Consider the following 14,194-nt stretch of genomic DNA (forward strand, 5'->3'; position numbering starts at 1 on the left):
AACAATTACCTGAGCAAGGAAGAATCCTTCATGTACGACCGCGAAGGCCGGTTTCGCATGGAAGATACCATGAATGCGGCGCGCATCGAATATACCGAAAAGGCCGTCATGCACATGGCCGCTCGCCGCTGCGACGTCATCCGTATCTCCCAGACCGAGGCCGTGCTGGCGCTGCTGACGAAATACAATATGCCCAACCAGTTCTATCTGGATATTCCCGACGCCCGCATCACCAAGATCGGCTGCGTGCTGTTGCGCGTCAACGCCAACAACACCATCCATGTCCGCTTCCTGCGCATGGTGACGCAGAAGGAAATGAACCGTATTTTCGTGTTCAGCACGCATCCGGCACATAAGGACCGGAAGCTCGACATTCGGTCGTTCTGAAGGCCGCTTTTGCGGCGCCATTTCCTTCCCTCATCCCTGTGCTTGTCACAGGGATCCAGCCAGCCCAAGTCCTTGGGCTGAAAGGAGTCCTTCCCGCCGCGCGGACGCGCGTCGGCTGGATTCCTGTGACAAGCACAGGAATGAGGAGCGTAGGGATGTGCCGCCGCACGAAATCTTAGTGTTGTGTACGGTGCCCGGGCCTGTGTCTCACTGGCGAGAATGCAGGTTTTAAGAAAGCCCGCCCAGAACCGTCTGCTTCAGCTTCACTTCAGGCACTTCCGCAAAAACAAGATCGCTGCGGCCGAAATAGGATTTCTGGTTGGTGGCCGACCAGTCGTTGCAGACCAGCCTGTAGCGCTCTTTCGTTTCCGGTTTCTCCGGCATGGCGTAAAGATAATCGCCGGTCCGGTCGGCAAGTGCAATGTCGCCATCCTGGTTGCATCGCTTGAGGATGTGCTGAAGTACCGCGCCATCCACTTCCGTCACCATCAGCCTGCCGTCGAAACGCAGCGAGGCGTTGAAATCGTAGCGGCGAATATCGCCCTCGGGCAGGCCCGCGCCGAAGGAGGTGTGGCCGATGAAGCCGACATCCGCGCCCGTTTTTGCGGCGATGAGCTGCGCCACATGGCGGCCGGCCTCATCGACGGTCATCGCTTTTGCGGATTTGCCGACGACTGCCCGCTCTTCCGCCGTGAGGTGCTTTTCGAGCGTCTGCTCGATCAGGCTCTTGAGGGCGGGGGAGGCGGGAGCGCCACGATCGATTGCAACGGTCTCGATGGCTGCAGCCTTGCCAGGAGCCGTGATCGTCGCGACCGTCATGGAAGTGCACCAGGAGCCGGTGTGGACATAACGCGTGGCGCCCTGTTCATGCACGAAATTCAGGTGGTCGTGGCCGCCGATGATCAGCGTGCCATCCGGCAGCAAAGGCAGGATATCACGGTCGGCGACGACGCCGGCATGGCTCAGAACAATGTTGATCGCGCCCTGCTTGACGATCCCCGGCAGATTGGCCTTCGCCCATTCCACCGGCTGCGGAATGTCCAGCATCTCGCGCGTGGCCTTCGGATAGGTATTGATCGCATTGGTGGCGAGGCCCGCCACGACGATCTGTTGGCCACCAACGCTCACCTCGGCGCTGGCAGGTGCATAGGCGGTGCCGCTGCGCTTGTCGATGATGTTGGAAAGAACGGTGATGCCGAGTGCCTTGGCGCGGCTGACGAAATTGGCGAGATCATTGTCGATATCGGGTTCGTGGTTGCCGATATTGATGACGGTGGGGGCTAGCTTGGCGAGCGCCGCCAGGAACGTCCACTCGATTTCGCCGGCGGAACGCGCGGCCACCGCATTGCCGATCTCGAACAGGTCGCCATTCAGAAGAATGACATGAGGCGTCTTGTCGGCAGCCACGTGCGTTTCGATGGCCGCGAGAAGCTGGCCGATGCGCTCATAGGCGGAATGCAGATCGGAGATGACGATTGCACGCAGCGCCACGTCCCGTGCCATCGCTGGCCTTGCCGCCACCATCAGCGGCAGCAGGGCGGTGCCGGCCATAAGCTTCAGCACATCGCGGCGTTTGCTTGAGAAAATCGTCATATCCTGGCCCCATCATCCGAAACTGCGCCGCCGTCCCGCGGCCGGCTGAGAAGGCCCTAAAGGGCGATCATCACAGCCGCATGACAAGTCTGACGTTTAAGACATGGGAAATAAAGCGGTTTCTGCGCCAGCTCTCGGCGATGAGAGGTGGATTCAGGCGATGCCGCAAAATTGGGGTTGAAAGGCGAAAGCCGCACCCGGCCCTCGCCCATCAAAAATCAATGGAACAGAACGCTGGCGCCCTGGTCCGCAGGTCCGGCATTGCGGCGGAAGGGGGCGAAAAGTTCGCGGCCCATGCCCCATTCATTGCCCGAGAGATCAGCGCGCGCCGGTTCGCGTTTTGCCAGTTCGGCGGCAGGCACGAGCACTTCCAGCGTTCCGGAAATGGCGTCGAGGCGGATGATGTCGCCGTCCCGGATGAGCGAGATCGGACCGCAATCGGACGCTTCCGGCGTGACGTGGATGGCGGCCGGCACCTTGCCGGAGGCACCGGACATGCGCCCATCCGTCACCAGCGCCACCTTGAAGCCGCGATCCTGCAGCACGCCAAGCGGCGGCGTCAGGCGATGCAGTTCCGGCATGCCATTGGCCTTCGGTCCCTGGAAGCGAACGACGGCGATGAAGTCGCGGTTGAGCTTGCCGTCCTTGAAGGCGTCCTGAAGTTCCTGCTGGTCGTTGAAAACGATTGCGGGCGCTTCGATGATGTGGCGTTCGGCCTTCACGGCGGAGATCTTGATGACCGATTTGCCGAGATTGCCGGTCAGCATCTTCAACCCGCCGGTCGGCTGGAACGGCGTCTCAATGCTGGCGAGGACCTTAGGGTCGTGGCTCTGCTCGGGGGATGGTTCGCGCATCACCGCGCCGTTTTCATCAAGCTTAGCGTCCACGGTGTAGGCTTCGAGACCCTGTCCGAAAACGGTGCGCACATCGTCATGCACGAAGCCCTGTTTCAAAAGCTGCTTGATGAGGAAGCCCATGCCGCCGGCGGCGTGGAAATGGTTCACATCCGCAAGACCGTTGGGATAGACGCGGGCGAGCAGCGGCACGGTATCCGAAAGGTCGGAAATATCCTGCCAGGTGAGGATGATGCCGGCCGCGCGCGCCATGGCGATCAGATGCATCGTGTGGTTGGTCGAACCACCCGTCGCATGCAGGCCGACGACGCCGTTGACGACAGACCGCTCGTCGATCATCTCGCCCGCCGGGGTAAATTCGTTGCCCTGCGCGGTGATGGCAAGCGCCCGCTTGGTGGCCTCGCGCGTCAGCGCATCGCGCAGCGGCGTGCCGGGATTGACGAAGGACGAGCCGGGCATATGGAAACCCATGATCTCCATCAGCATCTGGTTCGAATTGGCCGTGCCGTAGAAGGTGCAGGTGCCGGGACCGTGATAGGATTTGGATTCCGCTTCCAGAAGTTCGGCGCGGCCGACCTTTCCTTCGGCATAAAGCTGGCGGATGCGCGATTTCTCGTCATTCGGCAGGCCGGATGTCATGGGGCCTGCCGGAACGAAAACGGCGGGCAGATGGCCGAAGGCGAGCGCCGCAATGACGAGGCCGGGCACGATCTTGTCGCAGACGCCGAGATAAACGGCGGCGTCGAACATGTTGTGCGACAGGCCGATGCCGGCCGCCATGGCAATGGCGTCGCGGGAAAACAGCGAAAGTTCCATGCCCGGCTGGCCCTGGGTCACGCCGTCGCACATGGCCGGAACAGCGCCCGCCACCTGCGCGATGCCGCCCGCCTGCTTTGCAGCCTCACGAATGATCGCCGGAAAGGTCTCGTAGGGCTGATGCGCCGACAGCATGTCGTTATAGGCGGTGATGATGCCGAGATTGGGAACCCGGTCGCCGGCAAGGATATCCTTGTCGGCGGGGGAACAGACCGCAAACCCATGCGCCAGGTTGCCGCAGGAAAGCACGGAACGGTGAACGCCCTTCGAAACCTGCAGCCGCAGCCGTTCGAGATAGGTCTCGCGGTAGGGCTTGGAGCGTTCGACGATGCGGGCGGTAATGGCCTGAATGCGGGAATCGGCGGACATGAGCGTTCATCCTGTTCGTTGGTCGGCAACCGGCGATCCGGGAGGTGAGCGGCCGGTTGTCGAGTTTCAGTCTTGTATGTTGGGCGCTTTCGCGCGGCAGCCGCGTTGGCTTATGGCGCCCAGTATATATCCACGGGCGTTTCGGCCCGGTTCAGCACGGCGCGGATCGGCATTTCATCCTCATCCTCGCCCGACTGCGCTTTCTCGAGCGTTGCTTTCTTGGCAGCGCCTTCGATATGCAACACCAGAAAACCGGCATCATGCAAGCTGGAGAAATTGAACGTCAGCCGTTCTTCTCCCGCGGTTTCCGCCGCCATTGTCAAAACGCCGCGCGGCTCGTCGAGGTCGAGCGCCTCGTAGAGATTGTCGCCGCCGGGAAAGAACGACGCCGTGTGGCCATCCGTTCCCATGCCGAGCACCACAACGTCAAACGGGTCGCAGATCGCTTCGGTCTTGACCGTCGCAAGTGTGGCCGCATCCTCCGGCGAGGCCGCCGGCTGGTAGAGCGGCACGAAATAGGCAGCCTTCGCCTTGTCCTGCAACAGGTTTTCGGCAACCAGTCGATGGTTCGAGCGGTCGCTTTCCGGGGGCACGAAGCGCTCGTCCACCAGCGTTACGCTGATGTTGCTCCAGTCCAGATCATGCCGGGAAAGCGCCTGAAAGAACAGCTTGGGTGTGGAGCCGCCGGAAACGGCGATGCTTGCCGTGCCGCGCTCCTGCGTTGCCGCCGAAAGATGGGCGGCAACCTCCGTTGCGAGCGCTGAAGCGAGATCGGCGGCGCTGTCGAAGACATGTAATGTCTCACTCATCTCCGTCATCCTCAATCTCCGTCGTGCCAGGTGCGGCCATCGCGCTCGATCAGCGCGATGGAGCCGCTCGGACCCCAGGTTCCGGCGGTGTAACCCTGCACGCCCTGCGCCAGATCTTCCCAGCTCTTGAGAATGGGGTCGACCCATTCCCATGCCGCTTCCACTTCGTCGCGGCGCATGAACAGCGTCTGGTTGGAACGGATGGTATCCATCAGCAGGCGTTCATAAGCGTCCGGGCTGCGCACGTTGAAGGCTTCGGCAAAGCTCATGTCCAGCGACACCTGTCGCAGGCGCATGCCGCCCGGGCCGGGGTCCTTGATCAGCAGCGACTGCTTGACGCCTTCGTCCGGCTGCAGTCGGATGACCAGCTTGTTCGCCTCGATCTTGCCAGCCGCATCGTCGAAGATCGAGTGCGGGATCTGCTTGAAGGTGACGACGATTTCCGAAACGCGGGTCGCAAGGCGTTTTCCGGTGCGGATGTAGAAGGGAACGCCAGCCCAGCGCCAGTTGGCGATTTCGGCCTTGATGGCAACGAAGGTTTCCGTGTTGGAAACGCCGCCTTCCAGCTCTTCCAGATAGCCCTTTACGGGGCCACCGGCGGAAGCGCCGGCGCGGTACTGGCCGCGAACCGTCTGCTTTTCGACATTGCTGGTGTTGATCGGCTTGAGGGACCGCAGAACCTTGAGCTTTTCGTCACGCACGGCTTCCGCATTCATGGACGCGGGCGGTTCCATGGCCACGAGGCAAAGCAATTGCAGAATGTGGTTCTGCACCATGTCGCGCAGGGCGCCGGCCTTGTCGTAATAACCGGCGCGGCCTTCGAGACCGACCGCTTCGGCGACCGTGATCTGCACGTGGTCGATATGGGCGGAATTCCACAGCGGCTCGTAAAGCGCATTGGCGAAACGCAGCGCCATCAGGTTCTGCACCGTCTCCTTGCCGAGATAGTGGTCGATGCGGAAAATCTGCTCTTCCTTGAAGACGTGACCGATGGTGTCGTTCAGCTCCTGCGCGGAAGCCAGGTCGCGGCCGATCGGCTTTTCAACGACGATGCGGGTCGAGCGCGTGATCAGCTTGTGTTCGCGGATCTTGTCGGCGATATCGCCGAAAATGCCCGGCGCGACGGCCAGATAAAAGGCGCGAACGCGCTCCTTGCCTTCGTCCAAAAGCTTCTTCAGCACGTCCCAGCCATTGCTGCCCTTGGCGTCGACGGGAACATAAAAAAGCCTGTTCAGGAACACGGAAACCTGGGCGTCGTCGTATTCGCCGGTCTTCAGGTGCTCCTTCAGCGCGTCCTGCGCGAATTTGCGATATTCCTCATGGCTCATGACCGAACGCGAAGCGCCGATGATGCGGGTCGGCTCCGTAAACTGGCCTTCGACCTGACGGTGATAAAGGGCCGGCAGAAGCTTGCGCTCCGCCAGATCGCCTGTGCCGCCGAAAACGACACAATCAAAAGCTTCAACAGGAATGATCTGACTGCTCATATCGATACTCTCGATCTTCAAGGGTTGGGGCATCCATAATCTAATCGATTTAAAAATGCCAGTCTCAGTTATGTGAAATTATGAATTTTGGTTTCGCGGGACGGAACCCCCGCACCGATTGTCATTCAGTGATGCCGGCTAGAAGGCAGGTTTTTTGAACAAGCCCTTTGCCGGCGGCGGAACGGAAAAAAAGAAAAGAACGATAATCGCTGCAATTTTTACCATCCATGATCGCGGTGATGGCTCATCGACCTTGTGCGAGGCATCTATACTGTCCAGCAGCAGCTTCGCATCATGTCTTTGCCGTTCCGGTACCCGGATTTCCATGCCTCCGAAAGCGACCGTCATATGCCAGTTTACGGAAACAATATGGGCAGAGGGAACGGTTGTGTGGATGCCATAGGCGCGCAGAAACGAACAGGTGACGGCGGTTTCCGCCATCCCGTAACCGGTCGCAATCGTTACAAGCCTGTCGTTAGGTCTTTCCATCTGATCTCCAGAAGTGGGGCGGATTTCCTAAAACCTGTCTCGCAACGCATACCATGAGAGCGCCAGGAAAAGCAGCGGCGCCCGGAACGATGCCCCGCCGGGGAAGGACGGAACCTTCAGCCGGGCAAAGGGCGCCAGCATGTCCTTTTTGCCGAGAACGAGATCGGCATAAAGCTTGCCGCAATAGTTCGAGAGCATCACCCCGTGGCCGGAATAGCCGCCGATGGAGGTGACGCCCGGCATCACTTCGCGCACGAACAGCTGACGCGGCAGGGTGATGCCGACGGAGCCACCCCAGGAATGGGTGACATCGACGTTTCCGAGCTCCGGATAAATCTCCGCGATCTGTCTGCGGATATGGCTGGAAATGTCGCGCGGCGTATCGGCGGTATAGGCCTCGCGCCCGCCAAACAGCAGGCGGTTGTCGGCCGTCTTGCGGAAATAGCGCACCACGAAACGGGAATCGGCGACAGCTTCCTTGCCGGGAATGATGTCGGGATAAGCGTCCAGCGGCGCGGTCGCGCCGATGAAGGAGCGGATGGGCATGATATGGGCCGCTGTCATCGGCTCCAGATTGCCGATATAGGCGTTGGTCGCGATCAGCACCCGCGTTGCGGTGAGCGTGCCGGAGGGCGTTTCGATGATCGTCTTGCCGCCGGACTGGCGGATTGATCTGGCGGGCGTCATTTCATGGATGCCGGCGCCTGCGGCTTTTGCGGCTTTGGCAAGACCGACCAGCAGCTTCAGCGGGTGGATATGGCCGGTGCCGGTATCACGCGTGCCGCCGAAATAATGGGTGGAGCCTACACGTTTGCGCGCCTCTCCCCGTTCCATGTAGGAGATATGCGGATAGCCGTAGCGACCGTTCATCGCATCGACGCTTTTGCGGTAGTCATCCTCATAGGCGGCCTTGTGCGCCACATAGAGCTGTCCTGGCAGATACTCCATGTCGATGCCGTGATCCCGGGCGAAATCGAGCACGTAGTGCTTGGCGCTTTCGGCAATGTCGAACAGCACCTTGGACTGCTCGAAGCCGATCTGCTCCTCCATCTCGTCGGGAAATGAACGCTGGCCGGTGCCGAACTGTCCGCCATTGCGGCCGGATGCGCCGTCACCGAAACGATGCGCTTCGATAAGGGTGACGGAGACGCCGTTCACGGCAAGATTAAAGGCGGCCTGAAGCCCGGTATAGCCGCCGCCGATGATCGCGACGTCGACGTCTTTCGAGCCGTCGAGCGCCGGGTATTCCGGCCGCTCGCCGACGGTCGCCTGATACCAGGAAATTCCCGGCGCAATCGGGCTTTGCCAAGTCATGCTGCGAACCCCTTACACGTTGAGAAGCAGGAATTCCCGCTCCCACGGGCTGATGACCTGCATGAAGGTCTCGAATTCCCCGCGTTTCAGGCCCGCATAGAGGCCGACGAATTCATGGCCGAACACCCGCTCGAACTGTTCCTCGCCCTCAAGCAGGGCCACGGCTTCCAGAAGGCCGCGCGGCAGATCGATGGAGCCCTCGTTGGCCGTATCGGCGGTCGGCTCGGTCGGTTCGATATTGTTGACGATGCCGAGCCAGCCGCAGGCGAGCGACGCCGCAAGCGCGAGATAGGGATTGGCATCCGAACTCGGCAGGCGGTTTTCGACGCGCCGCGCCTGCGGGCCGGAAATCGGCACCCGGAAGGCCGTCGTGCGGTTGTCGTAACCCCAGGCATTATTGACCGGGCAGGCCATATCCGGCGTCAGGCGGCGATAGGAATTCACATAGGGTGCGAGCATGACCAGCGCGTTCGGAACATAACGCTGCATGCCGCCCACGAAGGCAAAGAATTCCTTCGAAGGGCTGCCATCCGCATTGGAAAAGATGTTGCGGCCGCTGCCGATTTCCACCACCGACTGGTGAATATGCATGGCCGAACCCGGCTGTCCCTGCATGGGCTTGGCCATGAAGGTGGCATAGATGCCGTGCTTCAGCGCGGCTTCGCGAATGGTGCGCTTGAACAGGAACACCTGGTCGGCAAGTTCGATGGGGTCACCATGGCGCAGGTTGATCTCAAGCTGGGCCGGGCCTTCCTCGTGGATCAGTGTATCGATCTCGAGGCCCTGTTTTTCGGAAAAGTGATAGATATCATCGATCAGCTCGTCGAATTCGTTGATGCCGGCGATGGAATAGCTCTGTCCACCGACGATCGACCGTCCGGACCGGCCCTTCGGCGGATGCAGCGGATAATCCGGGTCGTCGTTCATGGCGACGAGGTAGAATTCGATTTCGGGCGCCACGACCGGCTTCCAGCCCTTTTCCGTGTAGAGCGAAAGCACGTTTTTCAGCACGTTGCGCGGCGTATAGGGAACGAAATTGCCCTCGGCATCTACGACGTCGCAGATCACCTGCGCAGTCGGGTCGCTCTCCCACGGCACGACCGAGAGCGTGGAAAGATCAGGCACCAGCTTCAGGTCGCTGTCGCGCGGCTCGTAACGGAAATTCGCGGTCTCATCAGGATATTCGCCGGAGATCGTGTGGCGATAGAGCGCGGAGGGCAGGGCAAGCGAGGTGTCGCCCGTGAACTTCGCCGTCGGCATCATCTTGCCGCGCGCAACGCCGGCAAGATCGGGGGTGATGCATTCTATGTCCTCGATGCCGCGCGCCCTCAGCCATTGCGCGGCTTCGCGCCAGGTTGAAACGCCACGGGTGGAGGAGAGGTCGAGGGGAGGTGTCTTTGCCATGGTTGCCTGTTTTTTCGGGCGGAGCATGGTTTTCTTCGGGGGCATGTATCACCGGGTCTGTGTTTCGACTGGCGCCATCATAACCGGAGTTTGGCAATTGGCGAGGGGGAAAGCGCCATTGACAACGGGCGGCACTTCGAAAAGAGGAAAGGAAACGGATCGGATGGAATGATGACAGAGAAATGTGACGTGCTGATTTTGGGGGCGGGCGCCGCCGGCATGATGTGCGCCGTCCGTGCGGGTCAGCGCGGTCGCTCCGTCATCATTCTCGACCATGCCAGGGCGCCGGGCGAGAAGATCCGCATCTCCGGCGGCGGCCGCTGCAATTTCACCAACATTCATGCCGGGCCGAAGAATTATCTTTCCGCCAACCCGCATTTCGCCAAATCCGCGCTTGCCCGCTATACGCCGCGCGATTTCATTGCGCTGGTCGAAAAACACCGTATCGCCTGGCACGAAAAGACGCTCGGTCAATTGTTCTGCGATGACAGCGCCAAGGACATCATTCGCATGCTGCTTGCCGAAATGCAGGCTGCGCATGTGAAGCTACGGCTCGAAACCAGCGTCTCGACCGTCGCCCATGATGGCGGGCGTTTTCGCGTGGCGACGTCCGGTGGCGTCATCGAGGCGGAAAGCCTTGTTGTGGCGACGGGGGCTAAGTCGATCCCGAAAATGGGGGCGACCGGGTTTGCCTACCAGATCGCCGAACAATTCGGATTGCCCCTCATCGAGACGCGTCCGGGCCTTGTGCCGCTGACGCTCGATCCTGCCGCACTGGAAAGGCTGAGCCCGCTTGCCGGTGTCGCCGTCCCGGCTGAAGTTTCGCACGGCAAGACCGCGTTCAACGAAGCGCTGCTGTTCACGCATCGGGGTTTGAGCGGTCCCTCCATCCTGCAAATCTCCTCCTATTGGAGGGAGGGGGATACGATCCGCCTCAAGCTGGAGCCAGCAAGCGATATCGCAGCGTTGCTAAGGCAAGCGAAACAGAAGAATGGCCGCCAGTCGGCCCAGACCGCTCTTGCGGAAATCCTGCCGAAAAGGCTTGCCCAGCACGTGGTTGAGAAATCTGGCCTCACCGGCAATCTTGCCGATATGTCGGACAAGGCTCTGACGACCTTGGCGAATGAGGTGCAGGACTGGCAGATCAAGCCCGCCGGCTCTGAAGGCTATCGCACGGCGGAAGTCACGCTTGGCGGTGTGGATACGACCTGCCTCGATTCCCGCAGCATGGCGGCGAAATCGGTGCCCGGCCTCTATTTCATCGGCGAATGCGTCGATGTGACCGGTTGGCTCGGCGGCTATAATTTCCAATGGGCCTGGGCCTCCGGGCAGGCGGCAGGCGAATTCGCGTGATTGTTGAAACATTCGTAGTTCTCTCCTCCGTCATGCCGGCCTTGAGCCGGTATCCAGCCATGGCGCGTCTGCGCCGTGAAAAGAGTTTCTTGCGATCAAAGACTTGATCGCGCTGGACCCCGTATCAAGTCCGGGGTGACGAAGTGCGGTAGTAACCCGTCCACCAAACTCATTTTAGTTGGCGGACTTTGTCGTCGGTCCGCGCCCATTTTAATATTCTGTTAACGGGCACGGAGTCATCCTGACCGAATGCCAGCAAAGCCGGATCACATTATGGTCCCGCTGCACATGATGTCATGCTGGAGGCTCTTAACAGGGCATGGGTCGGTTGAGTTTTTCGTCAGGAGCCCGCGCATGAACAGATCCGCACATCGTCGCCCTAACGCCATTGCAATCGCCCGCGCCGAGAGCGAGAGCCGGCAGGCGGCCCTTCGCCTGACCATAATCGCAGCCGGTGCTGTGGCTGCCTTGATCGCGCTTTTTTACTAGGGTCAGGCTCTTCGCTTTTGCCCTTGCGACAATCGCGGTAAAAAGCCGCCAAGGCCACGATGCCTCGGCCATATCGGCATAGAATTTCTCTTCCTGCCGGATGGCGTCCCGCCGCGTGCGCGGCGTCTGGTTTTCGATGATGGCCAATGCTGAATAAAACTCGTGCATGTCACTCTCCATGTTGCGGAGGGCCATGGTGCACGCCGTTTTTTGTTTTATCTGCGCAAGAAAATGCGCTACGTTTTTCAGCAATGAAAAACGTCACCTGGGATTCCTATCAGCTTTTCCTTGATGTGTCACGCAGCGGCGGCTTGACCGGTGCCGCTGCGCTGACCGGTTTGAGCCCGGCGACAGTCGGGCGGCGCATGGTCGAACTGGAAGAGCGCGTCGGCAAGGCGTTGTTCCAGCGCAGCCAGACGGGATATGCGCTGACGGCGGATGGCCGTGCGTTGCTTGACCGCCTTCAGGCGATGGAGCAGGCGGCAAAGGATATCGAGGGATGGCAGAAGGCGTCGTCAGCCTCTTCCGTTGTGCGCATAGCCGTTGGCACCTGGAATGCCTGGCTGCTGGCGGTGAATTTCTCTGCCATCTGCACAGATCGCGATGATTTCCGCATCGATCTTTTCATAGCCGAACAGCGGGCCTCTCTGGCGCATCGCGAAAACGATATCGGCATTCGCGCCTTTGAGCCGCAGGAGCGTAACCTTGCCGCCATCAAGACGGGAGAGGTGGCCTATGCGCCCTACAGGCTGCGCAACGCTGCTGCTTCTGTTGCCGACCGTTGGCTGGCGGTGGCGGAGGAAAACGCCATTTCTGCCTATCTGCGCTGGCCGCATGAAAACCGGCGGGACAATACCGTGGTGACGGTGAACAGGCCGACCGCGCTGCTCGATCTTACGCTGGCCGGGGCAGGGGTTGCCGTGCTCCCCTGTTTCGTCGGTGATGCCGATGCGCGGCTTATGCGCGAGGGCGGCGAGATCGAGCCGCTTCGCCACAATCAATGGATCGTCATGAACAATGACGATCGCCACCGCCGCGATATACGGACGGTGGCGGACCGGATGACCCGTCTGATCAAGGGGCATTCCGATTTATATGCCGGGCGCAAGAGCCGCCCGGCGTGAGAGCCGTTTCAGGCAGCCGCACTTCCCTGTGCGACGATGACCGGGATCAGAAGATCGCCCCAGTTGCCGCCGCCGCCATGGTGGCGGGCCGAGCGGACCAGCTCGACGGAAACACCGGCCTCGACGGCTTTCATGACGGCCTGGTTGAGGCGGTGCAGATCATTGGCCAGCATGCGGATGGCGGCCTGCTGATCCTGCGTCATGGCGGAGGACTGCTCCTCGGCGCGTTCCTTGACGTGGGTTTTGATGGGGTTATGGGCATTCATGGCATTTCTCCTCTCATTATTGTCAGGGGTTTTTGATCCGGTTTGCAAGCCCTTCCCGTTCCCGGGAAGGGCGTTTCTGAAGCTTTATTCAGCCGCCGGGCGGAACTGGTCGTGCTCGGTGGATTCCTTCATGGCTGTGGTCGAAGACGTGCCGCCGGAAATGGCGAGCGACACGGCGTCGAAATAGCCGGTGCCAACCTCGCGCTGGTGCTTGGTGGCGGTGTAACCGTTAACCTCGGCCGCGAATTCCGCTTCCTGAAGCTCGGAATAGGCCGCCATCTGCCGGTCCTTGTAACCGCGCGCCAGTTCGAACATGCCGAAATTCAGCTGGTGGAAACCGGCGAGCGTGATGAACTGGAACTTGTAGCCCATCGCGCCCAGCTCGCGCTGGAACTTGGCAATCGTTGCGTCGTCGAGGTTCTTTTTCCAGTTGAACGACGGCGAGCAATTGTAAGCGAGCTTTTTGCCGGGATGCACCTTGTGCACGCCCTCGGCAAACCTGCGCGCCTGTTCGAGATCCGGCTTGGAGGTCTCGCACCAGATCAGGTCGCAATAGGGCGCATAGGCCACTGCGCGGGCGATGCAGGGTTCGAGACCGTTCTTCACCTGATAGAAACCCTCGACGGTGCGGCCGGCATCGTAATCCACGAAGGGCTGGTCGCGCTCGTCGATGTCGGAGGTTAGGAGCTTCGCGGCCTCCGCATCCGTGCGGGCGATAACCAGCGTCGGCACACCCATGACGTCAGCCGCAAGCCGCGCCGCCGTCAGGTTGCGAATATGCGCCGCCGTCGGGATCAGAACCTTGCCGCCGAGATGGCCGCACTTCTTTTCCGATGCCAGCTGATCCTCATAATGGACCCCCGCCGCGCCCGCCTCGATAAAGGCCTTCATGATTTCGAAGGCATTGAGCGGCCCGCCGAAGCCGGCCTCGGCATCGGCGACGATCGGCGCGAACCAGGTGTCGACCGAAAGGCCCTTGCCCTCCGCCGTCTCGATCTGGTCGGCGCGCTGCAAGGTGCGGTTGATGCGCTTGGCAAGCTCCGGCGCGGCATTGGCAGGATAAAGCGACTGGTCCGGATACATGGCCGATGCCGTATTGGCATCCGCCGCAACCTGCCAGCCCGAGAGATAGATCGCCTTCAGCCCGGCACGAACCATCTGCATGGCCTGGTTGCCGGAAAGCGCGCCGAGCGCATTGACGAAATTCTCTTCGCTGATCAGCTTCCACAGCCGGTTCGCGCCCATTTCGGCCAGCGAATGGCGGATTTCAACGGAGCCGCGCAGCCGCTCCACGTCGGCGGCGGTGTAGGTGCGCTCGATGCCGTCGAAACGTCCCTGCGGCGCGCCCGGAACAAGTTTGTAAAAATCCGTCATACTTCTCTCTCCCATGACAAATGCAGTTTCTGAAACGCGCTTCCCTCAGCTATGTGAAGCGCCATT

At 60.7% G+C, this 14,194-nt stretch carries 13 protein-coding genes; 3 read left to right on the forward strand and 10 right to left on the reverse strand.

All coding sequences use genetic code 11. From position 1 onward, the window contains the following. The first annotated feature begins 30 nt into the window (after positions 1-30). The gene (locus tag JZY08_RS01455; RefSeq protein ID WP_035241622.1) at positions 31-387 is read left to right on the forward strand and encodes a hypothetical protein; all 357 of its coding nucleotides are present in this window, start codon (positions 31-33) and stop codon (positions 385-387) included. A gap of 228 nt (positions 388-615) precedes the next feature. On the opposite strand, the gene JZY08_RS01460 is transcribed toward JZY08_RS01455, so the two are convergent. The 7 genes from JZY08_RS01460 to JZY08_RS01490 form a co-directional block, all read right to left on the reverse strand. Further along, a complete protein-coding gene (locus JZY08_RS01460; RefSeq protein ID WP_216330722.1) occupies positions 616-1,980 on the reverse strand; it encodes a metallophosphoesterase in 1,365 nt (454 codons plus the stop codon). Positions 1,981-2,198: 218 nt separating this feature from the next. Next, positions 2,199-4,019: a phosphogluconate dehydratase gene (gene edd, locus JZY08_RS01465; RefSeq protein ID WP_216330724.1), complete on the reverse strand. Its 1,821-nt coding sequence runs from the start codon at positions 4,017-4,019 to the stop codon at positions 2,199-2,201. Between the two features lie 110 nt (positions 4,020-4,129). After that, positions 4,130-4,828: a 6-phosphogluconolactonase gene (pgl, locus tag JZY08_RS01470; RefSeq protein ID WP_035241998.1), complete on the reverse strand. Its 699-nt coding sequence runs from the start codon at positions 4,826-4,828 to the stop codon at positions 4,130-4,132. Positions 4,829-4,839: 11 nt separating this feature from the next. Beyond that, entirely contained in the window at positions 4,840-6,315 is a 1,476-nt protein-coding gene (gene zwf / locus JZY08_RS01475) for a glucose-6-phosphate dehydrogenase (RefSeq protein ID WP_216330726.1), read from the reverse strand. Positions 6,316-6,453: 138 nt separating this feature from the next. Beyond that, the gene (locus tag JZY08_RS01480; RefSeq protein WP_253204035.1) at positions 6,454-6,756 is read right to left on the reverse strand and encodes a hypothetical protein; all 303 of its coding nucleotides are present in this window, start codon (positions 6,754-6,756) and stop codon (positions 6,454-6,456) included. A gap of 75 nt (positions 6,757-6,831) precedes the next feature. Continuing rightward, a complete protein-coding gene (locus JZY08_RS01485; protein ID WP_216330728.1) occupies positions 6,832-8,118 on the reverse strand; it encodes an FAD-binding oxidoreductase in 1,287 nt (428 codons plus the stop codon). Positions 8,119-8,130: 12 nt separating this feature from the next. Beyond that, positions 8,131-9,567, reverse strand: a complete 1,437-nt coding sequence (locus JZY08_RS01490; protein WP_003493946.1) for a glutamine synthetase family protein — start codon at positions 9,565-9,567, stop codon at positions 8,131-8,133. 123 nt (positions 9,568-9,690) lie between these two features. Between JZY08_RS01490 and JZY08_RS01495 the strand changes: the two genes are divergently transcribed. Continuing rightward, complete coding sequence (locus JZY08_RS01495) at positions 9,691-10,875, forward strand: NAD(P)/FAD-dependent oxidoreductase (RefSeq protein ID WP_216330729.1); 1,185 nt, start codon at positions 9,691-9,693, stop codon at positions 10,873-10,875. A 309-nt stretch (positions 10,876-11,184) separates the two neighbouring features. Here the strand turns inward: JZY08_RS01495 and JZY08_RS01500 are convergent, their stop codons facing one another. Continuing rightward, positions 11,185-11,532 (reverse strand): hypothetical protein, encoded by a 348-nt coding sequence (locus tag JZY08_RS01500; RefSeq protein WP_216330731.1) that lies wholly within the window; start codon positions 11,530-11,532, stop codon positions 11,185-11,187. An 83-nt stretch (positions 11,533-11,615) separates the two neighbouring features. Here JZY08_RS01500 and JZY08_RS01505 point away from each other — a divergent pair, with 83 nt between their 5' ends. After that, complete coding sequence (locus tag JZY08_RS01505) at positions 11,616-12,488, forward strand: LysR family transcriptional regulator (RefSeq protein ID WP_216330733.1); 873 nt, start codon at positions 11,616-11,618, stop codon at positions 12,486-12,488. Between the two features lie 8 nt (positions 12,489-12,496). On the opposite strand, the gene JZY08_RS01510 is transcribed toward JZY08_RS01505, so the two are convergent. Beyond that, complete coding sequence (locus JZY08_RS01510) at positions 12,497-12,754, reverse strand: hypothetical protein (RefSeq protein WP_003493954.1); 258 nt, start codon at positions 12,752-12,754, stop codon at positions 12,497-12,499. An 84-nt stretch (positions 12,755-12,838) separates the two neighbouring features. Then, a complete protein-coding gene (gene aceA / locus JZY08_RS01515; protein WP_003493955.1) occupies positions 12,839-14,128 on the reverse strand; it encodes an isocitrate lyase in 1,290 nt (429 codons plus the stop codon). Positions 14,129-14,194 lie beyond the last annotated feature (66 nt).

The sequence above is a fragment of the Rhizobium sp. X9 genome, assembly GCF_018873185.1.
Lineage (GTDB): Bacteria > Pseudomonadota > Alphaproteobacteria > Rhizobiales > Rhizobiaceae > Agrobacterium > Agrobacterium oryzihabitans.